This window comes from Methylotetracoccus oryzae, assembly GCF_006175985.1.
Taxonomy (GTDB): Bacteria; Pseudomonadota; Gammaproteobacteria; order Methylococcales; family Methylococcaceae; genus Methylotetracoccus; species Methylotetracoccus oryzae.
On the sequence record NZ_SRSH01000014.1, the window covers coordinates 1 to 23,453 of the forward strand.

At 61.3% G+C, this 23,453-nt stretch carries 18 protein-coding genes and 1 tRNA gene; 4 read left to right on the forward strand and 15 right to left on the reverse strand.

The features are described from left to right. Positions 1-990 precede the first annotated feature (990 nt). Together BWR02_RS14245 and BWR02_RS14250 are read left to right on the forward strand one after the other, a co-directional pair. The gene (locus BWR02_RS14245) at positions 991-2,091 is read left to right on the forward strand and encodes a hypothetical protein (RefSeq protein ID WP_139558616.1); all 1,101 of its coding nucleotides are present in this window, start codon (positions 991-993) and stop codon (positions 2,089-2,091) included. A 1,148-nt stretch (positions 2,092-3,239) separates the two neighbouring features. Then, positions 3,240-3,764, forward strand: a complete 525-nt coding sequence (locus BWR02_RS14250) for a HEPN domain-containing protein (protein ID WP_162560171.1) — start codon at positions 3,240-3,242, stop codon at positions 3,762-3,764. Positions 3,765-4,074: 310 nt separating this feature from the next. Here BWR02_RS14250 and BWR02_RS14255 read toward each other — a convergent pair. The 8 genes from BWR02_RS14255 to BWR02_RS14290 form a co-directional block, all read right to left on the reverse strand. Then, positions 4,075-4,148 (reverse strand) — tRNA-Gln (locus tag BWR02_RS14255). A 71-nt stretch (positions 4,149-4,219) separates the two neighbouring features. After that, the gene (rpsI, locus tag BWR02_RS14260; protein WP_129884637.1) at positions 4,220-4,612 is read right to left on the reverse strand and encodes a 30S ribosomal protein S9; all 393 of its coding nucleotides are present in this window, start codon (positions 4,610-4,612) and stop codon (positions 4,220-4,222) included. A gap of 20 nt (positions 4,613-4,632) precedes the next feature. After that, the gene (gene rplM / locus BWR02_RS14265; RefSeq protein WP_129884636.1) at positions 4,633-5,061 is read right to left on the reverse strand and encodes a 50S ribosomal protein L13; all 429 of its coding nucleotides are present in this window, start codon (positions 5,059-5,061) and stop codon (positions 4,633-4,635) included. A 119-nt stretch (positions 5,062-5,180) separates the two neighbouring features. Continuing rightward, complete coding sequence (gene rsfS / locus BWR02_RS14270) at positions 5,181-5,531, reverse strand: ribosome silencing factor (RefSeq protein WP_139558618.1); 351 nt, start codon at positions 5,529-5,531, stop codon at positions 5,181-5,183. A gap of 160 nt (positions 5,532-5,691) precedes the next feature. Continuing rightward, on the reverse strand, positions 5,692-6,681 hold the full coding sequence (locus BWR02_RS14275; protein WP_139558619.1) for a dihydroorotate dehydrogenase-like protein: 990 nt from the start codon (positions 6,679-6,681) through the stop codon (positions 5,692-5,694). Between the two features lie 11 nt (positions 6,682-6,692). After that, entirely contained in the window at positions 6,693-10,280 is a 3,588-nt protein-coding gene (gene nifJ / locus BWR02_RS14280; RefSeq protein ID WP_139558620.1) for a pyruvate:ferredoxin (flavodoxin) oxidoreductase, read from the reverse strand. 4 nt (positions 10,281-10,284) lie between these two features. Then, entirely contained in the window at positions 10,285-11,922 is a 1,638-nt protein-coding gene (locus tag BWR02_RS14285) for an NAD(P)-binding protein (RefSeq protein ID WP_139558621.1), read from the reverse strand. A gap of 238 nt (positions 11,923-12,160) precedes the next feature. Further along, positions 12,161-12,610: a (2Fe-2S) ferredoxin domain-containing protein gene (locus tag BWR02_RS14290; protein ID WP_236102255.1), complete on the reverse strand. Its 450-nt coding sequence runs from the start codon at positions 12,608-12,610 to the stop codon at positions 12,161-12,163. A 361-nt stretch (positions 12,611-12,971) separates the two neighbouring features. On the opposite strand from BWR02_RS14290, the gene BWR02_RS14295 reads away from it, so the two are divergent. Continuing rightward, a complete protein-coding gene (locus tag BWR02_RS14295; RefSeq protein ID WP_139558622.1) occupies positions 12,972-14,849 on the forward strand; it encodes a potassium transporter Kup in 1,878 nt (625 codons plus the stop codon). A 1-nt stretch (position 14,850) separates the two neighbouring features. Further along, positions 14,851-15,906 (forward strand): FAD:protein FMN transferase, encoded by a 1,056-nt coding sequence (locus BWR02_RS14300; protein ID WP_139558623.1) that lies wholly within the window; start codon positions 14,851-14,853, stop codon positions 15,904-15,906. Between the two features lie 67 nt (positions 15,907-15,973). Here the strand turns inward: BWR02_RS14300 and BWR02_RS14305 are convergent, their stop codons facing one another. The 7 genes from BWR02_RS14305 to miaB all read right to left on the reverse strand — a co-directional run bounded on the left by BWR02_RS14305 (position 15,974) and on the right by miaB (position 23,364). Beyond that, on the reverse strand, positions 15,974-18,205 hold the full coding sequence (locus tag BWR02_RS14305) for a heavy metal translocating P-type ATPase (protein ID WP_236102256.1): 2,232 nt from the start codon (positions 18,203-18,205) through the stop codon (positions 15,974-15,976). Between the two features lie 465 nt (positions 18,206-18,670). After that, positions 18,671-19,072: a hypothetical protein gene (locus tag BWR02_RS14310; protein WP_139558624.1), complete on the reverse strand. Its 402-nt coding sequence runs from the start codon at positions 19,070-19,072 to the stop codon at positions 18,671-18,673. A 56-nt stretch (positions 19,073-19,128) separates the two neighbouring features. After that, positions 19,129-19,542 (reverse strand): hypothetical protein, encoded by a 414-nt coding sequence (locus BWR02_RS14315; protein ID WP_139558625.1) that lies wholly within the window; start codon positions 19,540-19,542, stop codon positions 19,129-19,131. Between the two features lie 140 nt (positions 19,543-19,682). After that, the gene (locus BWR02_RS14320; protein WP_139558626.1) at positions 19,683-20,546 is read right to left on the reverse strand and encodes a CorC family transporter; all 864 of its coding nucleotides are present in this window, start codon (positions 20,544-20,546) and stop codon (positions 19,683-19,685) included. Further along, on the reverse strand, positions 20,543-20,998 hold the full coding sequence (gene ybeY / locus BWR02_RS14325; protein ID WP_139558627.1) for an rRNA maturation RNase YbeY: 456 nt from the start codon (positions 20,996-20,998) through the stop codon (positions 20,543-20,545). The genes BWR02_RS14320 and ybeY overlap by 4 nt, the downstream gene beginning before the upstream one ends. Next, complete coding sequence (locus BWR02_RS14330; RefSeq protein WP_139558628.1) at positions 20,991-22,001, reverse strand: PhoH family protein; 1,011 nt, start codon at positions 21,999-22,001, stop codon at positions 20,991-20,993. The genes ybeY and BWR02_RS14330 overlap by 8 nt, the downstream gene beginning before the upstream one ends. Beyond that, positions 21,973-23,364, reverse strand: a complete 1,392-nt coding sequence (gene miaB, locus BWR02_RS14335) for a tRNA (N6-isopentenyl adenosine(37)-C2)-methylthiotransferase MiaB (RefSeq protein WP_139558629.1) — start codon at positions 23,362-23,364, stop codon at positions 21,973-21,975. Before miaB ends, BWR02_RS14330 begins: the two co-directional genes overlap by 29 nt. Between the last annotated feature and the right edge of the window lie 89 nt (positions 23,365-23,453).

Below are 23,453 nucleotides of genomic sequence, written 5' to 3' on the forward strand. Positions count from 1 at the left end.
GGTCTGCTTCTTCTTCTGGTCATAGGCCAGCGAGGCGAAGGTCGTCTGTTTCATCCGGTCACCGCGTTCACGTGCTCTGTTGGCGATAGCTTACCAGCCGCATTTGTTCAGAGGCTCCTTAGCGTCCCGCTCCTTGCTCCGCCGTGATGGGTAAGCGGAAGGAATTACCTGACAGGGCGGGTTGCTGCGCTTCAGGGGTCGACTTCTCGGGCCTCGTTACCGTTTGATCATCGGTGCGTTGCCCCAGACACCGAACCGAACTTCAGCTGCACAACAGCAACCGTCTCGCAACACCGGGAAGCAAGCCGTCATTTCGAATTGGGAAAGGCGCTGGGCGTCGAGTCGTCGCGACTCTTTGCCTACAACGGGGGAGGGTGATGAAACAGGCAGTTTTGCCGTTCCGATCGCCGAGAGACCCATTCCATCTGCATCTCCGCCCGTTCGCCGATGTCAGAACATTTATCGGCTCTGCCGGGAAACATGATTGTCGAGACCCGCACGCCGACCGGGCGGGGTCCAAACACGTCGCAACGCCGCTCCATTCCAGAAGCTCGTCAGTCCGGAAATTTTACATTCCCCCCTCCCGGAACCTGCGCTTAGCGCTTTTCGTCTTACAGAACAGAATAATACGATATTGGCACTCCTTTTGCTGAAGTGAAACCGGCACGGCTGTAAACCAAAGCGTTAAAGGGTAGCGCAAAGGAATTACGGTACCTGCTTAACGGGAAAAAACTTTTCTCTCGCTGTGCTCTTGGACCGTCCCGTTTTCGAATCGAGGCCAGGTTTCGCATTCGGTCACGGGGGGCCAAAAGCGGGTCTGGCAGACGGAAATGCCACATCGACCCGGGAATTCATTGAGAGTGCCCCGTGGAGTGAAGACGGGACACTAAGGCACGACCCCAATACACCAGGACGTGCCGAGGGAAGGGGCACGTTCGTAATCGAATGTAATTTTACATCCAATATCGCTACACAAAGGTCCGCGCCAATATGATCACGATCTTCATCTCGTCGGAACACACCTACACGTGGGGCACCTATCTCGCAACACATGGTGATTCCATCGCGTCCCGAGTCAAATTTATACCCTATGGCGAAAAGGTCGACGTAAGATCCATCCCGGCTGGCACGGTAATTTTCACCGACCTCGAGCGCCTGGTGCTAGGTCACAAACAGGCAGCGATCAAGGTTCATCGGGAGATCTCACGCCATAGGCCTGATATCACGCTACTTAACTCCCCTCAGAGTTCGCTTCTGCGATATGACCTTCTGTCCGTACTGAAAAAAGCCGACATAAATGGGTTCAAGGTCTATCGCGCCGATCAGGACTGGAGTGGCGCTCGCTTTCCGGTATTCGTCCGGATTGCCGATGACCATGGTGCGCCGCGCACCAAATTGCTTTATAACGCGGCCGATGTTGAATCTGAAATTCGTGCCTTGACGGGCTTTAGATGGGATGGGCTATTCTCTCGGAAGAAAAAATCTGACAGGGCTTCTGTGGACGCTACGGAGAAAAGGTCATCCTCTCGGATCGACATTTCACTGCCGAAAGACAACTCCCTAATGGGCCGTTTGTGTCGGATTAGACGCCGCCTGCAGCGTCCGAAAGACATCGTCGTGTGCGAGTTCATCGATACGTCAAACGCCAACGGGCTGTATCACAAATACGGTGCATTCGTCGTCAATGGTCGCATCGTGCCCGCGCATTTGTGGTTTTCGGAGAACTGGGTGGTCAAGTTTGGCTCGTCGCATCAGGAACCGGAATACTGTCAACGTGAGTTGGACTATATCCGAGAAAATCCGCATGCCAAACAGTTGCAAAGGGTATGTGAGTTAGCAAACATACAATATGGTCGAATTGACTACAGCGTCGACAGCATGAATCGAATCGCCGTATGGGAGATCAATACGAACCCGGTCGTTGTGCCTTACATCAGCAACCCGGAGATCGCCGACAAGCGCGAGCCGAGCCACGAGCTGTTCGCCATCGCGTTCAATGAAGCCCTGCGTAACCTGCCATGGAAGCCAAGAGAGGGCGTGGAGGCAGCGCGGCTTGATCAACCTGTTCACCAGCACTTGTTATCGGCGTGACGCTGTGGTGGTGTGAAGGAGCCGAACCAGTGGGTTAGTCATGCGAGGGGCCCCACGCCTTTGAGTCCCTCGCTGCCCCGCCCGGCCTGCCTTCAGGGCAGAAGAAACTGTCCGCTGGGGTCTGCCCGGTCTCCGTTACCGAGCGGCATCACCCGAAGATCGCCCCTCGCTGCCATCTGAATGAGGCATCGGATCGCGCGAGGCCTTCTGAAGTTTCGATCCGTTCCCTTCCCAACCCCGGCCGCACTTTTTTGCGTGCGAGCGAAAGTGTGAACGAGTTCGCTGCGTAAAGCGAAAAAGGCGTCTACGCTTGGTTCTTTTTGATTGATTGCACGACTTCCATGACTCGTCACCAAAGCGATCTGCTCGTGTTCCTACGCCTTGCCGGAACCAAGTCCGGCGTCTGCTCCAACAATATCCCTTCAACAGTGATCGAATCCGCAGCACGCAGGGGTGGTCGCATTTGGTTCCTGGGGAATCGCGTTTTCGTCAGTAACTCTGCAACACTCTCACAGCAAATCAGACGCAGGGCGTCGCAGCAGACCGCATTGGACCAAACGTTCTAGATGGAGCGTGAGCCAACCGCCTTTCCTGCGGGCCACTGAAACGTAGCGGCGGTCACTGTGGAGAAGCCGACCCGTGAAGGCATTACCATATTGGGAGGCCGGGTTCCGGCGACCCCGACAGATGCGAAGACCGGTTTGGCGGTAGTACATATACGATGGGCATCCAGGGAGCGGCACGTCGGACAGACTGCCTCCAATGGACTAGCGAACGCGCGCATGTCGGTCGATGAATAACGGCGCGTTAAGCACTGGAGGCTTAGAGCGGCTGCCTGACATGGACCCATACCGACGTGGCGCCGACGAAGCGGCGCCAACTGGCCTACAAGCGCAGCATGATGCTTGCCTCAGGCCGGTCGTCCTGCCAGCCTCTAATCTAGCCGACTGCGATACGGCCTTGGCTGGCTTTCTGGTACTGCGGACCTCGCGTACCATAAAGCCGGTCATTGGCACAACCTGAAATGGCCCGCCATCGCGGCTGCACTGTCGGTCATCACTACTTGCAGGTTTCAAGCGCCTATTTGACCCGCGCTTTATTGCCGAGGCAGCGCCTCAGTTGTTCCCGAGTTTGCTCTGTCACTGCCCATGGCTTACCCTCATGCGATGCCCAGGAAAAAAAACACCCAGCGCTGTGGGCCTGCCGAGCGGGCAAAAACCACCCCCCAGGGGTTGACCTTTTATGCCCAAAGCTTTTTGGAGGCGGCCTCAATGTGCCGAGGCCCTGATGAGGATTGGGGACCGATGGGTCCTGTTTCCGAGAGGGTGGTCATTCCTGCTCTGTATCTTCTGGGACACTCCATAGAGCTGTCGCTAAAGGCTTTCCTGCTGCACCGTGGCCTTGCACTGGAGGATCTACCGCTAATCGGCCACGACCTGGAGAAAGCTCTCGGAGAAGCGACGGCTCGGGGCCTCTCGTCGCACCTGGAGCTGTCCGGCGATCAGAGAGAGGCCCTGCGCTGCCTAAACGAACTCTATAAGAGCAAAGAGCTGGAGTATATCAAGACAGGAGAAAAGGTCTTCCCGGGCCTCATTTTGATCGCGGCGTTAGCCGAATGCTTGGTGCAGGCGGTTTGCCGGCTGGTTGGCCAGCCGCGCTGGGATCTTCGCTGATAGAGAGCCCCGAGTCGGGGCTGCCCCCGAAGGGCGATTGGCGATTGGCACTGATAGATTAATGGCGCGAGCCCGCGGACCGCCACAAGACTCCCGGCGCTCAGCCCGATTTCTTTTCCCCATCGTGCGTGTCGAGCTGGCGGGCGGGCAGCTAGTCTGTCGGTGAAACGCGTTACCCAAACAAGCGTGGGCGCGTCAGGTGTCTGGGTCTGCCGGTCCAGCGTAGCAAGTTCATGCCACCGGACACAAAAAAGGGCAGTTATCCACAACTGCCCGCGATTGCCAGCAACAAGTAAGTTGCTGTTTTGATTGGCTGGGGGACTAGGATTCGAACCTAGGTTAACGGAGTCAGAGTCCGTTGTCCTACCACTAGACGATCCCCCAAGTATCGGGTGAAGCGGGCCGGACGCAACGCACTCACTACGGGTAAAGCGCTGCGAAGCGACCGTTGAAGCTTATCGCTTCGAGTACTGAGGACGCCGGCGGGCCTTGTGCAGGCCGACCTTCTTACGCTCGACCTCACGGGCATCGCGCGTGACGTAACCCGCGCGGCGCAGGTCGGACCGCAGGGCTTCGTCGTATTCGATCAGCGCACGGGTAAGGCCATGACGAATCGCGCCTGCCTGCCCGGATGGACCGCCACCGCAAACCTTCACGTTCACGTCGACCTTGTCAGCCAGATCGACCAGTTCGAGCGGCTGCAACACGACCATCTGGTCAGTCTTCCGACCGAAATAGTCGGCGAGAACCTTGTTGTTGATCGTGATTTGTCCCTTGCCCGGCTTCGCGTAAACGCGCGCAACGGCGCTCTTGCGGCGCCCGGTACCGTAGTAGCTGATCTGTGCCATGTGTGCTGTGAACTCGACGACTAGATTTCCAGCGCGAGCGGTTGCTGCGCCTGGTGATTATGGGTGGGGCCCGCATAAACCTTGAGCTTGCGGAACATCGCGCGGCCCAGTGGGTTCTTTGGCAACATACCCTGAACGGCAGTCTCGATGATGCGCTCCGGCTTGCGCTGACGCAGTTTGCCCAGGGTTATCGACTTCATGTTCCCGATGTATCCGGTGTGTTTGTAATACACCTTGTCCTGTTCCTTGGTGCCCGTGACACGCACTTTTTCGGCGTTGACCACGATGATGTAGTCGCCGGTATCGACGTGCGGGGTATAAACAGGTTTGTGCTTGCCGCGCAGTCGGCGGGCGATCTCTGTGCTCAACCGGCCGAGAGTCTTGCCGTCGGCATCGATGACGAACCAGTCCCGCTTGACTTCGGCTGGCTTGGCGCTAAAGGTCTTCATTTCTTGTGTTCCAGTCTGAAGGCCGGATTAAAAGTCGGCCATAATAACGTCTTGAGCGGCTCGAGGCAAGCCTATGGCCCACTTCACTTTTGGGGGCATGCCGGGCAGGACGCGACGGATCACGCCGACGCCGCCTTCGGCTCTGCGTAATCAGCCTGCCAGAATTTCTCGAGCTGATAGAACTCGCGTACTCGCGGTTGCATGACGTGCACGATGACATCCACCAGGTCGACGAGAACCCATTCCCCGGTGATTTCACCTTCGACGCCGAGCGGAGGCACGCCGGCGTGTCTGGCATCTTCAACGACGCGCGAGGCGAGTGACTTCACGTGGCGGTCCGAGGTTCCGCTGGCGATGACCATGTAGTCGGCGATGCTGGTCTTGCCCCGCACGTCGATGACGCGCACATCAATGGCTTTGCCCTCATCGAGGGCCTTGATGGCGATTGCGAGTATTTGTTCTGTTTGCATATCTTAAAGAGGGTTAAGGCAAGCCTCACCGAGCGTTGTGTTCCTGGCCACGACACGCAAGCACGCCGTCTGGGCGTCATGCCTGATCCGGATAGCTTAGAAGATGCGGCGTCCGATGCAAGCCTTGCCGCGCACCCTGAGATGTGTGCGGCACGCTTGTTCACTTGTAGCTTTCCAATACTTTGATGTAGTTGGCGCGTTCGAAAGCGGCGGGATTCTTGACCTTCCGATGGCTCATGATGCCACGGATCTGATCCACGGAGTCGAATTCCCGGTCATGCAGCCACTCGCTCAGGCCAGAAACGAGTGTGCTGACGTAACCGGGACCATTCCGGAGGAGCGCGGAGGCCGTCATGACCGCATCCGCTCCGGCCAGGAGATACTTGATGACCTCGGCCGAGGTTTCGACGCCGCGCGTCGCGGCCAACGAGGCCTTGACGTGACCGTGCAACAGCGCGATCCACAGCAGCGGCAGGCGAATCTCGCCCGCCTGGCTCAGTTTCAGCGTTGGGGACACTTCGAGCCGGTCGATGTCGAGGTCGGGCTGGTAAAAGCGATTGAATAACACCAGCGCGTCCGCCCCGGCTTCATCCAGCCGATTGGTCATGTGGCCGATCGCGCTGAAGAACGGACTCAGTTTCAGCGCGACCGGAATCTTCACCGCCGCCTTCACCGTCTGCAAAATGTCCAGATAACGTTGCTCGACCTCCTGGCCCGAAATCGTGAGGTTGGCTTCGATGCCGTAGATGTTCAACTCCAGTCCCTGGGCACCGGCCTGCTCGATTTGCCGGGCGTAATCCGTCCAGCCCTCTGCGGTGACACAGTTGAGGCTGGCGATCACCGGGATGTCGACGGCCTGCGTCGCGCGCCGAATCAGGTCCAGGTAGGCATCGGGCCCGGCCGGCTGGTCGTCGATCTCCGGAAAATAGCTCAGCGACTCCGCGAAGCTTAGGGTGCCGTGCTCCATGAAATGCTCGAAGGCCGCGCTTTCATTACGGATCTGCTCCTCGAACAGCGAGAACATCACGACCGCCGCGGCGCCCGCATCCTCGAGTTGCCGAATGCCATCGAGCGATTCGGACAAGGGCGAAGCCGAGGCAATGACCGGATGTTGCAGCTCGAGCCCCATGTAGCGTGTCTTCAGGTTCATGCGCGTCGTCCTCAGCGGCTCTTCACACTGGCGTCGGGAGAGAACTGCCTGCTATCGCGGCTCGCCATCTCCTCGTAGATTTGCCATTTCTGGTCGACGGCGGTCTGCGCCATCGCCATCAGTCGGTCGGACTCCAGCGGGTTAGTCCGACTCAGCATCTTGTAACGCAGCTCATTGAGCGCGTAGTGCTTGAACTTGACCCGCGGCCGCGGAGAGTCCAGCACGAACGGATTGCGATCGGAGTCGCGCAGCGCCGGGTTGTAACGGATCAGCGGCCAGTACCCGCTCGCAACGGCCAGGTCCTGCTGCCGCATCCCGTGCTGCATGTTGATGCCGTGGGCGATACAGTGGCTGTAGGCCAGGATCAGCGAGGGGCCGGGATAGGCTTCCGCTTCGCGCAAAGCGAGCAAGGTCTGTTGGGGATTGCCGCCCATCGCGACCCGCGCGACATAGACGCTGCCGTAAGCGATCGCCTGTAGCGCCAGGTCCTTCTTGGCGACCGGCTTCCCTGCCGCGGCAAATTTCGCGACTGCCCCCAACGGCGTCGCCTTCGACATTTGTCCGCCGGTATTCGAATAGACCTCCGTGTCCAGCACCAGCACATTGATGTCGCGGCCACTCGCCAGCACGTGGTCCAGGCCTCCCGAGCCAATGTCGTAAGCCCAGCCGTCGCCGCCCACCATCCAGATGCTGCGACGGACGAAATGATTGACCACCGACAAGAGATCCCGCGCCATCTCATCATCGAGGACCAGCAACTGCGCTTTCAGCTTTGCGACCCGCTCGCGCTGTGCTCGGATCTGCGACTCGGTCAACTGCGGCGCATTGACGATCTCATCGACCAGTAGCGCATCCACCTTGCCCTTGAGCCCGTTCGCGAGCTGACGCGCGAGGCTCAGGTGCTGGTCCGCCGTCAGCCGGAAGCCGAAGCCAAACTCGGCATTGTCCTCGAACAAGGAATTGGACCAGGCCGGTCCCCTGCCCTCGCCGTTGACCGACCACGGGGTTGTGGGCAGGTTCCCACCGTAAATCGAAGAACAGCCGGTCGCATTCGCGACGATCAACCGATCTCCGAACAATTGCGACAGCAGCTTCACGTAGGGCGTTTCGCCGCAACCCGCGCAGGCGCCGGAGAACTCGAACAAGGGCTCCAGAAACTGCGCGCCGCGCACCGACGAGAAATCGACTCGGGCCCTGTCGTTTACCGGGAGCTTCTCGAAAAATGCAATGTGACTCCGCGCCTCGTCGAGATCCGGCTTCTCCGCCATATTGATGGCCTTGACGCCGCTCTCCTTGAAGCTCTGAGCAGGACAGACCTCGACGCACAGGCTGCAGCCGGTGCAATCCTCGGCATAAATCTGCAGCGTGTAGCGCGTGCCCGGAAAGCCCCTCGCACTGATCGGCGCCGACTGGAAACCCTCGGGCGCGGCCTTCAGACGCGACTCGTGGTAGAACTTGGCGCGGATCACACTATGCGGGCAGACGAAGCTGCAATTACCGCACTGGATACAAAGATCGGGCTCCCAGTGCGGCACCGACAGCGCGATGTTCCGCTTCTCCCACTGGGTGGTACCCGACGGATAGGTGCCATCCACCGGCATCGCGCTCACGGGCAACTCGTCGCCGAGACCGGCCATCATCATCGCCGTCACGCGCTGCACGAACTCGGGGGCACCTGGCGGTACCGTCGGCGGGCGTCCCTGGCTGTTGGTCACCGCGACCGGGACGGTCACCTCGAACAGATTCTCCAGCGTCTGGTCGACAGCGCGGAAGTTCTTCTGCACGACCTCGTCGCCCTTCTTGCCGTAGCTCTTCTTGATCGCGTCCTTGATCTTCCCGATGGCCTCTTCGCGAGGTAGCACGCCCGACAGCGCGAAAAAACAGGTCTGCATGATCGTGTTGGTCCGCGTACCCATGCCCGTCGCCTGCGCGACGGCCGAAGCATCGATCACGTAGAACCTCAGCTTCTTGGCGATCAACTGACGCTGGACGTCGCACGGCAAATGGTCCCAGACCTCGCTCGGACCGAACGGGCTGTTCAGCAGGAAGGTTCCGCCGGGCTTGGCCTTCGCCAGCACGTCGACTTTCTCGATGAAGTTGAACTGGTGGCAACCGATAAAATTGGCTGACTCGATCAGGTACGGAGCCTGGATGGGCTCGGGTCCGAAGCGCACGTGCGAGACAGTCTGCGAGCCGGACTTCTTCGAGTCGTAGACGAAATACCCTTGAGCATACAAATCGGTGGACTCGCCGATAATCTTGATGCTGTTCTTGTTGGCACCGACCGTGCCATCCGCGCCCAACCCGAAAAAGAGGGCACGGACCGCGCTGTCCGACTCGATGTCGAACGCCGAGTCGTAAACGAGGCTGGTATGGGAGACATCGTCGTTGATGCCGACCGTGAAGCGGTTCTTCGGCTGCGCTTTAGCCAGCTCGTCGAACACCGCCTTCACCATGGCCGGATTGAATTCCTTCGAGGACAGACCATAGCGGCCACCGATCGTGCGTGGGAGCCCCGGCAGCGCCAGCGCGCCCCTCGTGTAGGCCTCGCTGAGCACCGCAACGACGTCCGCATACAGCGGCTCGCCGGTGCTACCCGGCGCCTTGAGCCGGTCGAGGACCGCAACCGCGCGAGTCGTGGGCGGCAAGGCAGCAAGGAAGTGCTCGGCCGCGAATGGCAGGCATAAATGGACATGGATCACGCCCACCCTCTCGCTGCGCGCACTCAGATAGGCCACCGTCTCACGAACCGTGTAGGCACCGCTGCCCATGACGACGACCACGCGCTCGGCTTCCGGGTGACCGTAGTATTCGAAAAGACGATATTGCCGGCCGACGCACGCGGCGAAACGATCCATGGTCTGCTGGACGATGGCGGGCAGCTCGGCATAGAACGGGTTTGCACTCTCGCGCCCCTGGAAATAGACATCCGGATTCTGCGCCGTACCACGGATAAACGGGGCGTCCGGATTCAGCGCACGGGCACGGTGAGCACGCACCAGCCGCTCGTCGATCATTGCCCTCAACTGGGCATCCGGGATCAGATCGATCTTGCTGACCTCGTGCGAGGTCCGGAAGCCGTCGAAAAAGTGCACGAACGGTACACGGGACGCCAGGCTCGCCGCCTGCGCGATCAAGGCGAAATCATGGGCCTCCTGTACCGATGCGGACGACAGTTGCGCGAAGCCGGTGTGCCGCACGGCGGCCACGTCGGAGTGATCCCCGAATATCGACAGGCCCTGGGCCGCCAGCGACCGCGCCGCGACATGAAAGACCGTCGGCGTCAATTCGCCGGCAATCTTGTACATGTTCGGGATCATCAGCAGCAGGCCCTGAGAGGCCGTGAAGGTCGTCGTCAAGGCACCAGTCTGCAGCGCTCCATGGACTGCCCCGGCCGCACCGCCTTCGCTCTGCATCTCGGCCACGAGCGGTATTTCGCCCCAGATGTTGCGCTTGCCTTCGGCCGACCACTGATCCGCCAGTTCGGCCATGGTCGAGGATGGCGTGATGGGATAGATCGCGCACACCTCGTTGACGCGGTACGCCACATAGGCCACGGCCTCGTTGCCCTCCAGCGTCATCACTTTACGGTCGCTCATTGCCTCACTCCCCCTCAGCGACCATCTCGATCGCATGACACGGGCATTGTTCGAAACACACCGCGCATCCGGTACAACGGTCGTAGTCGTAACGGTAGCGCTTACCGGGTCCGAGCTTGACGATGGCCTGCTCGGGACAGGCCCCATAGCAGCCGTCGCACTCGAAGCAGTTGCCGCAGGAGAAGCACCGCCGGGCTTCGAACACGGCCTCGTTTTCGCTGAGGCCCGACAACACTTCCGAAAAACCGTAGGCTCGGACGCTCGGATCAAGTTCCGCCTGTTGCCGCTGATCGGCTTCCGTGAAATACCAAAGATGCAGCTTTTCGAAGGTCGCCAGTTCCTGGGACGGCGGCTTGGCATACGCACTACCGCGGAGATAGGCATCGATATGCCGGGCGGCCTTCTTGCCATGCCCCACGGCAACCGTCACGGTCCGCTCGCTCGGCACCATATCCCCGCCGGCAAAAATCCCGGCATGGCCAGTCATCATCGTCGCATCCACGATCACGGTGCCGTCCTTCTTGAACTCGATATCCGGGACCTGACGCAGAAACCCGCTATCCGTGTCCTGACCGAGCGCCAGGATCAGCGCATCCGCTTCCAGTGTTTCGAAACGGCCGGTGGGTTCCGGATAGCCCTCCGCATTGATCGCCATGATTTCGACCGTGATCCGCGTTTCCTCGATCTCCTTGATGGTCCGCAGCCAGTTGATCTTGACACCTTCTTCGATGGCCTCGTCGGCCTCGAAGGGATGCGCCGGCATATGGTCGCGGTCGCGACGGTAGATGATTAGTGCTTCCTCGGCACCCAGGCGTTTCGCGGTCCGCGCTGCGTCCATCGCGGTGTTGCCGCCGCCATAGATGGCCACGCGGCGTCCGAGCAAGGGCGCCTCACCGGTCGCCGCCTGCCGCAGGAAGCTCACGGCATCGAGGATCTTCCCGGCATCTCGAGCGGGAATGTCGACGCGCTTGCTGAGGTGGGCGCCGACCGCAACGAACGCGGCATCGAACCCGCCCTGCTCTTGCTCCTGCAGCAGATTTTCCACCTTGTGGTTCAAGGTGATCCGGACCCCCATCTGCTCGATGCGCCGGATTTCACCCATCAGTTCGCTACGCGGCAAGCGATACGCCGGGATACCAAAATGCATCATGCCCCCGGCCACCGGCCCGGCCTCGCGGATCTCCACGCTGTGCCCCATCCGTGCCAGATGGTAGGCGGCCGAAAGTCCGCTGGGGCCGGCGCCGACGATCAGAACGCGCTTGCCACTGGGCGGCTGGTCAGGCGTTATGGTCCAGCCCTCGCGCAGCGCGAGATCGCCGAGAAACCGCTCGACCGCATGGATGCTGACCGAATCGTCGATGACACCGCGGTTGCAACTCGTCTCGCAAGGGTGATAGCAGACGCGGCCGTGGATGGCCGGCATCGGGTTGTCGCGCATCAGCGCCTGCCATGCCCGCTCGTAGCGCCCCGCCTGAACATGCGACAGCCACAGCTGGATGTTCTCGCCCGCCGGGCAGGCGTGATTGCATGGCGGCAACAGATCGAGATAAACCGGACGTTGCGAACGCAGCGGACCGGTGCCGCGCCCATGCTGCAGCAAATCAGCCGGGCGGGTCATGTCGCGAGCTTTGGGGCTACTCATAAATGGGACCCTTCGAGTTGGGGAAATGGGCAAAGACCTCTGGCTCCGTCCTGGCCGAGACCGACGCTGCGCTTGCCGTGACCCGGAATCGCAGCGGACCGCGACCGCGCCCCAACACACCACCGGCGAAGCGGTCCGACGGCGGATGGCGTCGGCGAAAACCAGCGCGAGCCCCGTACGCTGAACCGGCGGGAGGCTTCATCTCCGTGGTGCTGCATCGCATGGGGCCCCGGCAGACTCAGCGGGCCGGTCGCTCGCCGATCGGAATCATGTAATCGACAACCGGTTGCCCGCCCACGAGGTGTTCCTGAATGATTCGCTCCAGCACTGTCGGCGTACACGAGTGATACCAGACACCCTCCGGATAGACCACGGCGATTGGGCCTTTCAGGCAGATCCGTAAGCAGTTGGCCTTGGTGCGCTGAATCCCACCGCGACCGCTGAGTTTCAACTCGTCGAGCCGCCGCTTGAGGTACTCCCAGGATTCCAGCCCGGAAGCCTTGTCGCAGCACTTAGGCTTGGTCTGATCGGAACAGAGGAAAAGGTGTCGTTGGGTCTGGCCGATCGCGAGCGCTGCGGCGATCTTGCCGAGGTCCGCAGAATCATCTTCGGGGGCTGGGGTCATGACGTTGGTCTGAAGCGCATGCGCCCGCTCGGAGCGCCACAAGGCCTCCGATTCTACCACCACCGGGCAGGGCATTGCCTGGGTCGTCGGCTCAGCCCCCCCTGGACTGGGTCGGATCCGTTGCAGTCGTTCCTGACCGGGCAGCATCTTGCGGCAGATAGAGATCGTAACGCCGACATGGGGCTTCCTCAGTTCGCCGAACAAGCGCCGCGCTGCGTCGATGCAATGCCGCGTGGCGGGGATTAGGCACTTCGACTGCCCATCGATGCCGTTCCCAGCGTACACTATCGCCCGGCCAACAGCGCCACCCGACGCCGCGTCGCCCGTACCCCGGGAAATCGCGTAGCTTCGCTGCCCCCTTGCAACAATGACGAAGCGGCAGCCCGCGCCGGATCACTGCCTCCGACATGACCCCCGCTCCCCGATGAAAAGCGACAAGGACAAACCTCAGCGGCTGATTACCACCATCGTGGGCGCCATCGGCGTGGTTTATGGCGACATCGGAACCAGCCCGCTGTACACGATGAAGCTGATGTTCAGCGGTCCGCTCGCTACCGACCCCAGCCCCAGCAATATCATGGGTGCGCTGTCCCTGATCTTCTGGGCGCTGACCATGGTGATCTCCATCAAGTACGTGCTGTTCATCATGCGCGCCGATAATCGCGGCGAGGGCGGCATCATGGCGTTGATGGCCCTGGCTCTGCACCGGCGGCATCGGCGGAGTCACCGAGCCTGGATCATGGGCATCGGCCTTTTCGGCACAGCCCTGTTCTACGGCGACGGCCTGATCACGCCGGCTATCTCCGTGCTCAGTGCAGTGGAAGGCCTGGAGATCGGCACACCGCGACTGCATCCCTTCATCCAGCCCATCGCCGTGGGTGTGCTGCTGGCCTTGTTCTCGATCCAGCGATACGGCACAAGCCGCGTCGGCATCCTGTTCGGCCCGATCATGGTCCTGTGGTTTCTGGCCGTGGGTTACCTGGGATTTCGCAGCCTGATCCAGAACCCGGAGGTGCTTGAGGCGCTGAATCCGCTGTACGCCGTGCAATTCTTTCAGAACCAGGGTTGGCAGGGCTTTTTCATCCTGGGCGCGGTCGTCCTGGCATTGACCGGCGGCGAAGCCCTGTATGCCGACATGGGCCATTTCGGTCTGGCGTCAATTCGCTGGTCCTGGTACCTGTTCGTGCTGCCGGCCCTGTTGATCAACTACCTGGGCCAAGGCGCATTGCTGCTCCGCAATCCGGAGGCGATGCAGAACCCCTTTTACCTACTGGTACCCGAGGGGGCTTTGTACCCGATGGTCGCACTCGCGACCCTGGCAACGATCATCGCATCCCAGGCGGTGATTTCCGGGGCCTTTTCCATCACACGGCAAGCGATCCAATTGGACTACCTGCCGCGGCAACGGATGATTCACACCTCGGAATCCGAGATCGGTCAAATTTTCGTGCCGGCCGTCAATCGTGTTCTGATGTTCGGCGTCATTGGACTCGTGCTGTTCTTTGGTTCCTCTGCCGAACTGGCAGCAGCCTACGGGATCGCCGTCACCGGGGCGATGGCGATCGACACGATGCTTGCGTTCATCGTGGCGATCGATAGCTGGAAATGGCCCATCCGCTGGGCCACCGCCGTGATGGGCACATTTCTCTTCATCGATCTGTCATTCTTTGCAGCAAATATCCCGAAAATTCCGGAAGGCGGCTGGTTTCCGTTGTTGTTAGGCGGCGCGTCCTTCCTGACCATGACGACCTGGAAGCGGGGACGGGAGGTCCTGCAGCATCGCCTGCAGCGCGAGTCCGTGTCCTTGGGCGCCTTTCTCGAACAGATTGCGACCTACCCACCCATCCGGGTTCCGGGCACGGCAATCTTTTTGAACTCACGCCACCTTAGCCTTCCCTTCGCACTACTACAGAATTTCGAGCACAATCACATCCTGCACGAGCGGATTATTCTGCTGACGGTGATCTTCGAAGACATCCCGTTCGTTTCGGAGAAGGATCGACTGATGGTCGAGAACCTCGAACAGAATTTCTTCCGCGTCACGGCGAAATTCGGTTTCATGCAGGTACCGCACGTACCACGGGCGCTGGCCCTGTGTCCGCTGGCGGGACTCGCGATCAACCTGGACGAGGCAACGTTCTTTCTCGGTCGCGAAACCGTCATCCCGACCCGAGACCGGGAACTGAACCGTTATCAGGAAAAGCTCTTCATTTCGCTGTACCGCAATGCGGCGAGCCCCTTACAATTTTTTCGGCTACCGCCCCGACGCGTCATCGAGCTGGGTAGCGTCATCGAGGTATGAAATGGCATCAGCCGCCCGGCGCCCCGCGAGTGCGACCGTCACCTTATCGCTCGCGCTGACCCTGATCAGTTGCCAGCCAGCCGAACCGGAGCTCGCTCTGGAAGGCGAGATTCAAGGCACGACCTACCACGTCAAGGTCATTTCGAACGGCACCCCCGTGTCGCGCGAGGCCCTTCACGCGCAGATCAAGGCCGCCTTCGCGGACATCGACCGAAAGCTTTCGAACTACCGGGACGACTCCGAGATCTCGCAACTCAATGCAAGGCGCACGACCGACTGGGTGGAGGTGTCTCCGGAGATTGCCGAAGTCGTCGACATTGCGCGGCAGGTCTACCACCGTTCGAACGGCTGCTACGATCTCACCGTGAAGCCGCTGTTCGACCTGTGGGGCTTTTCCCGGCACGAGAACCGCGTGCCCAGCGACGAAGAAATCAGGCAGGCGCTTGCGCACGTGGGCATGTCGCGCATCGAGGTGGATCGGCAGAACCACCGGCTGCGCAAATCCGACCCGGAAATACGGATCGATCTATCGTCCATCGCCCAGGGCTACAGCGTGGCCGTGGTTGCCGGCCTGCTGGAACGACAGGGCCTGAATGCCTACATGGTCGAAATCGGCGGGGAACTGAAGGTGCGCGGTCGCAAGGCAGACGGTTCGCCCTGGCGCATTGCAATCGAAAAGCCGACACCGTTCACACGGGAAGTGCAGCGGGTCCTGGAATTCCATCAAGAACGAGGCACGGCTGTCATGACCGCCGGCACCTACCGCAACTTTTTCGAAGACCGGGGCACGGTGTATTCGCACATCCTCGATCCGCGGACCGGGAGGCCCGTGACGCATCACCTGCTATCGGTCAGTGTGCTGCACGAGGACCCGACCTGGGCGGACGCGTGGGACACGGCGCTGCTGTGCGTGGGCGAAGCAGAAGCGGCCCGCATCGCCGAGGCGGAAAAGCTCAAGGCCCTGCTGATCTACCAGGACGGCAAGGATCTGAAGGAGCGCATGAGTTCGACCTTCCTGATGACCGAAGAGTCATCCGCCGCTGCGACACCGCGCTGAACGGCGCTCCTTCTGAAATTTTCGTAGCGGCGATCTGGAGGCACTTCGGCCATCCGGTCGTTCGCGGCTACAACCAACGTAGACGGTTGGCGTTCGTCACGACGGTCACGGATGACATGGCCATCGCGGCACCGGCAATCATCGGGTTCAACAGCAGTCCGAACATCGGGTAAAGCAGGCCTGCGGCCACTGGTATCGCCAGAGCGTTGTACAGGAACGCGCCGAAGAAGTTCTGCTTGATGTTCTTCAGCGTGGCTTGCGACAAATGCATCGCTTCGGGCACCTTCGAAAGCGAGCCGGCCATGATCACCACGTCCGCACTCTCGATGGCGATATCCGTCCCGGTCCCGATCGCAAAGCCGACGTTGGCCTGCGCCAAGGCTGGCGCGTCGTTGATCCCGTCCCCGACCATACCTACCGTCGCGCCCTGATCCTGCAACACCCTGACGACGGCGGCCTTGTCGGCCGGCAGGACCTGCGCACGGATCTCGTCGATACCGGCCGCTTCGGCGATTGCGCGCGCTGTGACCTCATTGTCGCCAGTCACCATCAGCACCCGCACACCCGCCGATTTCAGCCGCGCTATCGCCTGTTTCGAATCGGGCTTGATCGGATCGGCCACTGTCACCAGACCGACCAGTAATCCGTTGACAGCGAGCAGCATCGGTGTCTGTCCGAGTGCTGTGAGCTCAGCGAGACGCTGTTCGAAGCGCCCGCCATCGACCGCCCTTTCGCGCATCAGTGCGGGATTGCCGAGCAGCACCGCTTGCCCGTCGATCCGCCCTTCGACGCCATAGCCCGGAATGGCCGCAAACCCGTCCACGCTGGCGGGCTCGACCCCTTTGGCGACCGCCGCGGCCAACACGGCCGCGGCCAGTGGATGCTCCGAACCCTTTTCCAGACCCGCCGCCCAACCCAGTACGCGCTGCTCGCTCCATTCGTCGATACCCTCGACCACCGCCACGGTCGGCTTGCCGGCGGTTACCGTGCCAGTCTTGTCCAGAACGATGCAGTCGAGCTTGCCGGCCGTCTGCAGGGCATCGCCATTGCGAATCAGGATGCCCTTCTGAGCCGCCTTGCCCACGCCCACCATGACGGAGATCGGCGTCGCCAAACCAAGCGCGCAGGGGCAGGCGATCACGAGCACCGTCATCGCGGCAACGAAGGCGTAACCGAAGGAGGGGTCGGGCCCGACCATCCACCAGATCAGGAACGCGACCACCGCAATCGCCACCACCGCCGGCACGAAAACCGCTGCGATGCGGTCGGCCAGCCTTGCGATCTCGGGCTTGCTGGCCTGAGCCTGCCGGACACTGGCGATGATCTGCGCCAGCACGGTATCCCGACCGATGCGGGTCGTCTTGAGCAGAAAGGTACCGCTTTGATTCAGGGTCCCGGCAACGACTTCCTCGCCCGGTGCCTTCTCGACCGGCATCGGTTCCCCGGTCAACATCGATTCGTCGACCGAAGAGTGACCTTCGAGAACCACCCCGTCCACCGGAATCTTTTCGCCGGAACGAACCCGTACCGTTTCCTCCAGACCGACATCGGCGATCGGAATATCCAATTCCCGGCCTTCACGCACGACGCGTGCGGTCCTCGGCTGCAAACCGACCAGTTCGCGAATAGCCGACGAAGTCTTGCCGCGGGCGCGCGTCTCCAACGCCTGGCCGAAATTGATGAAGGCGAGGATAATCACGGCCGCTTCGAAATACGCGTGCTTGGCTGCGGCCGGGAGGAGGGCCGCGTAGTCGATCGCGATCGTCGAATAGAACCACGCCGCGCCGGTCCCGAGCGCGATCAACGTATCCATGTTCGCCTGCCGATGTTGAAAGGACTTCAGCGCACCGCGGAAGAAATGGCCGCCAGCGTAATACAGGATGCCCAGTGTCATCAGCGACACGAGCGTCCAGAAGCGGGTTCCGGCGGGGGTGCCCAACTCGGGCAGCCAGTTCAAATGGGCGCCGAGCATCAGCGGGATCCCCAGCGCACCGGCGACAAGGGCCTTCTTCATCAGGTCATGGTAGCGCTGCTCCTCGAGTTCCTCTTGCGCACCCGCGTCTTCGATACCTTCCATCACCGCGCCGTCGTAACCGGCGTCCAATAGCGCAGCTTTCAGGACTGCAGGATCGACTGCGCCGCGGACAACCGCGGTGTGGTCGCCGAAATTGACTTCGGCAGTCTCAACGCCAGCGACCGCTTTCAGCGCATCCTCAACGGACTGCACACAGCCGGCGCAGCGCATGCCGAGCACCGAGAGTCGGATGGGCGTTCTGTCGTCAGCGGCTGTGGCGGTCATCGGAAATCCTCCAGCAAATAATTGTCCTGACGCGAGCGACTGCGGCGCCCCGCCCCTCCACGGCATGTTACCAAGTGCGGCGGCATGGAGTGACTGACGCCCGGCGCGGGCCGCGAAGCCCAGCGATGACAGCGCAGCGCCCAGCCGTCGTCGCCTGCCAGCACGGTATCACACTTGAACGCTCGGGCCTGACGGGTGACCGGGGGAAATTCGGGCCGGACGCCGGGCCTCGCGACGTGCGGGGATGCCGATACAGAGTTCCGCAAGGCTCAGACGACGCGTGGCGAAACGCGCAGATGCCATGCCAATCGCCCTACCGACGATGCACTACAAAGACACCTGCCGCCCGGAGCCCGAGCCGGCATTTGACCTCACTCCCGCGCCGGCGGCATCAGCCAAGCAGGCCAACTGGCAGGCTTTGTGGCCACGCCGGGTTCGCGCTCGCGCGCCGCGGGTTGCTGATACCTATGCCGTCAGCGTTCTTCGTCGCCGGCGCTGGTGCCAGTAATCGCTGAGTTTCGCGACCCAGCTAAGCTTGGCCAGCCGGTCTCGCTTCGACCGCTCATACTCCGCGCCGAAAAAGGCCTTCGTCAGTTCCCCTGGCGTCGGCACAAATCCGAAATGCTTTTGCCAATGAACCTGAGCATCCGATAGCAACCGGAAGTACATATAGTCGTACGGCGTATTGCAGTCGTAACTCAGCTCATCGTCTTCGACACGCACATCGAGTTCATCGAGACGGCGAATGAAATAACGGGTCAATTCGTCGCCGCGCGCGTGTTCGTGACCCGCTTCGTCAAAAACCATAATCTTCGTCTCCAGCGTGCGCAGCGGCACGATAACCCCTGCCTCGCTGCGTTGGACCATCAGCGGACCCCGGGGTTCGTCAGGACTCGAAGACGCGGCGGCCACTCCCCAGAACGTCAGCGTGCTGCCGTCGGCACGGTGCCGAAAAATTCGATCGGCTTACAGCCGCTCAGATGTTCCGGGGTCAGCAGGTAGGTGCCATAGACACTGGGGCCCCACACACCCTCGGCGATTTCCAGATTACCCAGGGAAAACGCATAGGCAATCCCTCCAGCCAGCCCCCCGGCCAGAGCCATCACGGACTTGGCGGGCAAGTAGAACACACTGGACACGACACTTGCGGCCTGAAGCCCGATGCCTTCGGCCGTGGTTTCGGCATCCGGCGCGCAGGCCGATGCCGGCGGCGGCGCCTCGGCGCGGCATGGCTCCACCGCACCACTGATGACCAACACCGCAAGCAGAACACGGCCGGAGGACCGGAACCGACCACCCTTGACGGGCATGCGGGAAGTGACTTCGGGGAATTTCATCGGTTGCTCCTCCTGAAAACGGGGTTGTCTGGGGGCAGATTCACTCCCGCCCCGCTCGCTTCAGCGACACCGATATCCCAATACCGGAACCGCTGACATGGGAATCAGCGCGATGCGGCGACGCGTGCTGTCGGCCCTTATCAGTCGCCACGGCCGGCGTCGGAGACGCCTTCGCCCGCGGCCAGTCGGACCAGCTTCAGCATGTAAACACGGCGACTGTCGGCGCGCAGTACCGTGAACGAAAACGGTCCGATATCGACTTTCTCGCCGCGCCGTGCCACATGCCCGAGACGATGGACGATCAGCCCGCCGATCGTGTCATGGGCGTCGTCGCTCCAATCCGTGCCGAAATACTCGTTGAACTCTTCGATCGGTGTCAGCGCCTTCAACGTGAATTCGTGGTCGCTTTTACGAAAGATGTATTCCTCGTCGCCGAAATCGTGCTCGTCCTCGATCTCACCGACGATCTGTTCGAGTACGTCCTCGATGGTCACGAGCCCGGCCGCCGCGCCGTATTCGTCGACGACGATCGCCATGTGGCTGCGATTGGTCCGGCATTCGCGCAACAGGACGTTCAGCCGCTTGTTCTCGGGTACGAACTGGGCCGGCCGCATGATATCGCGGACCGGCCTTTGCCGATCCCTAAGACTGTGGACGAGCAAATCCTTGACCAACAACACGCCAACGACTTCGGTGCGGTCTTCGGCAATGACCGGATAGCGCGAATGGGCCGACTCGGCCACCAGGCTCAGGATGGTCTCGAGTTGTGCGTCCTGCGGGACGACGACCATCTGCGCCCGCGGGATCATGATATCGCGTACGCGGAGTTCCGAAACCTGCATCACGCCCTCGATCATCGCGAGCGCCTCGGTTTCGATCAGCCCCCGCTTCTCGGCGTCGCGCAGCAACTCGAGCAGATCATCCCGATCCTCGGGCTCGCCGGCCAGAAAATGACTGAGCCGGTCCAGCCAGCTCCGATGCTCGACGTTCGGCCCTTCACTCATGCGCCGGCGAGTTCCTCATACGGGTTCGGGTAGCCGAGTTGAGCCAGGATCGCCACCTCCTTCGCCTCCATGATCTCCGCCTCGTCTGGGGACTGGTGATCATAGCCCTGGAGATGCAGAACACCATGGATGGTCAGATGGGCCCAGTGCGCTTCCATGGTCTTGCCCTGCGCTGCGGCCTCCTCTTCGACCAAGGGCGCGCACAGAACGAGGTCCCCGAGGAGTTCGGTGACGACGCCTGCCGGCACAGTGAAGGGAAAGCTCAGCACATTGGTGGCGCCTGCCTTGCCCCGGTAACGCGAGTTCAAGTCGGCGCTTTCGTCCCGATCGACGACACGGATCACCAGCTCTGCGTCCGCTTGCGCGACAGCCTGCTCGGACCACCGTTGGAAGTCCTCACGCGATGGTACCGACTCACAGTCCGTCGCGAGTTGCAGTTCGAGTTCAAGCATCCGAACTGTTGGAATCTTGCGCATAGGCCTCGTAGGCCGCAACGATGCGTTGCACCAGCGGGTGCCGCACGACGTCACGCGTATTGAAGAAGGTAAAGCTGATGCCCTCGACCTCACGTAACACCTCGATGACATGCCGCAGGCCCGACTCCCGGTGGCGCGGGAGGTCGATCTGGGTAATGTCACCGGTAACGACGACCTTCGAGCCGAAACCGACGCGGGTCAGGAACATTTTGATCTGCTCGGTCGTGGTGTTCTGCGCCTCGTCGAGAATCACGAACGCGTCGTTCAAAGTCCGTCCCCGCATGAAGGCGAGCGGCGCGACCTCGATGATGTTCCGTTCCTGCAGTTTGGCGACCCGCTCGAAACCCATCATCTCGTACAGCGCGTCATAGAGCGGCCGAAGATAGGGGTCCACCTTCTGCGCCATGTCGCCCGGCAGAAATCCGAGTTTTTCCCCGGCTTCCACTGCCGGGCGCGCGAGCACCAGTCGCCTGACTTCGTCCCTCTCGAGTGCGGCGACCGCGCAGGCAACGGCGAGATAAGTCTTGCCGGTGCCGGCGGGCCCGATGCCGAAGTTGATATCGAAACGCCGGATGTTCGCGAGGTAGGCCTGCTGATTCGGCCCGCGCGCGATGATGGCGCCGCGCTTTGTCCGTATTGCGGCCGTGTCATCCAGCGGCGCCTCGCCACCGGCGAGGGCCTCGACATTCGCCTGCTGCAGCGACATGTGCACGCGCTCGGGTGTAATCGGCTCGTTGAGACTCTCTTCGAACAGGCTCTGCAACAAGCCTACCGCGGCGCGCGCCGGCTCCATTGAACCGATGATCTCGAACTGATTCCCGCGACTGGCGATCTCGACGCCGAGACGTCGTTCGATCTGTCGCAAATGTTCGTCGAACTGACCGCAGACACTGGCCAGCCGCGCGTTATCGGCCGGCTCCAGGGTCAGATGCAGTGCGTGGGGATGACGACTAAGCAAGGACAGCAGCGACCTGGTCATGAGTCCCGGCGTGCACCGACGGAGCGGGAGCGACGCCATCGTCCCAGACACGCCCACGCAGGGAGTTCGGCAGGGCCTCGGCAATCATCACGTCGACGAAATGGCCGATCCATTGGGGATTACCGGGAAAATTGACGACCCGGTTGTTTTCGGTGCGCCCGCAAAGTTCCGCATAGCTTTTCTTCGAGTGGCCCTCGACCAGCACCCGCTGGCGGCTACCCACCATGCGTCGTGAAATGTCGGCGGCCATGTCGTTGATTCGGGACTGAAGCCGGGCCAACCGGGCTCGCTTGACCTCCAGCGGTACGTCGTCGTCCATTTCGGCAGCAGGGGTTCCTGGCCGCGCACTGTAGACGAAACTGAAAGACTGATCGAAGCCGATCGTCTCGATCAGATCCATCGTCTGCTCAAAGTCGGGATCGTCTTCGCCGGGAAAGCCGACGATGAAATCCGAGGACAGGCTGATATTCGGGCGCACCGCGCGAAGCCGTTCGATCTTGCGGATGTAGTCGCTCCGCGTATAGCCCCTTTTCATCAATGCCAGGATACGGTCACTGCCGCTCTGCACCGGAAGGTGCAGATGATCGACGAGTTCCGGTATTGCACCAAAGGCATCGATCAGGTTGTCGCTGAACTCGACCGGATGCGAGGTCGTGAAGCGGATGCGCTCGATCCCGTCGATCGCGGCGACATAGAACAGCAGCAAGGCGAAATCGGCGATGTCGCCATCGGCCGTGACGCCGCGGTATGCGTTCACGTTCTGCCCCAGCAGATTCACCTCGCGCACCCCTTGCACCGCCAGGGCGGCAATCTCGCCGACCACGTCATCGACCGGCCGGCTCAACTCGGCGCCACGGGTGTAGGGCACGACACAGAACGTGCAGTATTTGCTGCACCCTTCCATGATCGACACGAAGGCCTTGGGGCCCTCGGCCCGCGGTTCCGGCAACGCGTCGAACTTTTCGATTTCCGGGAAGGACACGTCGACCACACCCCGTCCCGAATGACGCACCTGATCGAGCATTTGCGGCAGGCGATGCAGCGTCTGCGGTCCGAATACCAGATCGACGTAATCGGCACGCTCCTGCAGCGCCGCGCCTTCCTGGCTGGCCACACACCCGCCCACGCCGATGAGCACGTCCGGACGCTTCTGCTTGAGAGGCCTCCAGCGACCGAGTTGGGAGAAGACCTTCTCCTGGGCCTTTTCGCGAATCGAACAGGTGTTCAGAAGCAGCAGGTCCGCCTCTTCGGGTATTCGCGTTTCGGTGAAGCCGTGCGACTTGGCGAGCACGTCCCGCATCTTGGCGGCATCGTACTCGTTCATCTGGCAACCGAAGGTTTCGATATAAAGCTTGAGTGTCATTCAGTGGGCGCTCGCAGTGACGGCTTTCGGCCTGGGCCTGATCTGAGAGCGCCGGTATTCTATCAGAATTTCGGGACCCTGCCGGCGAC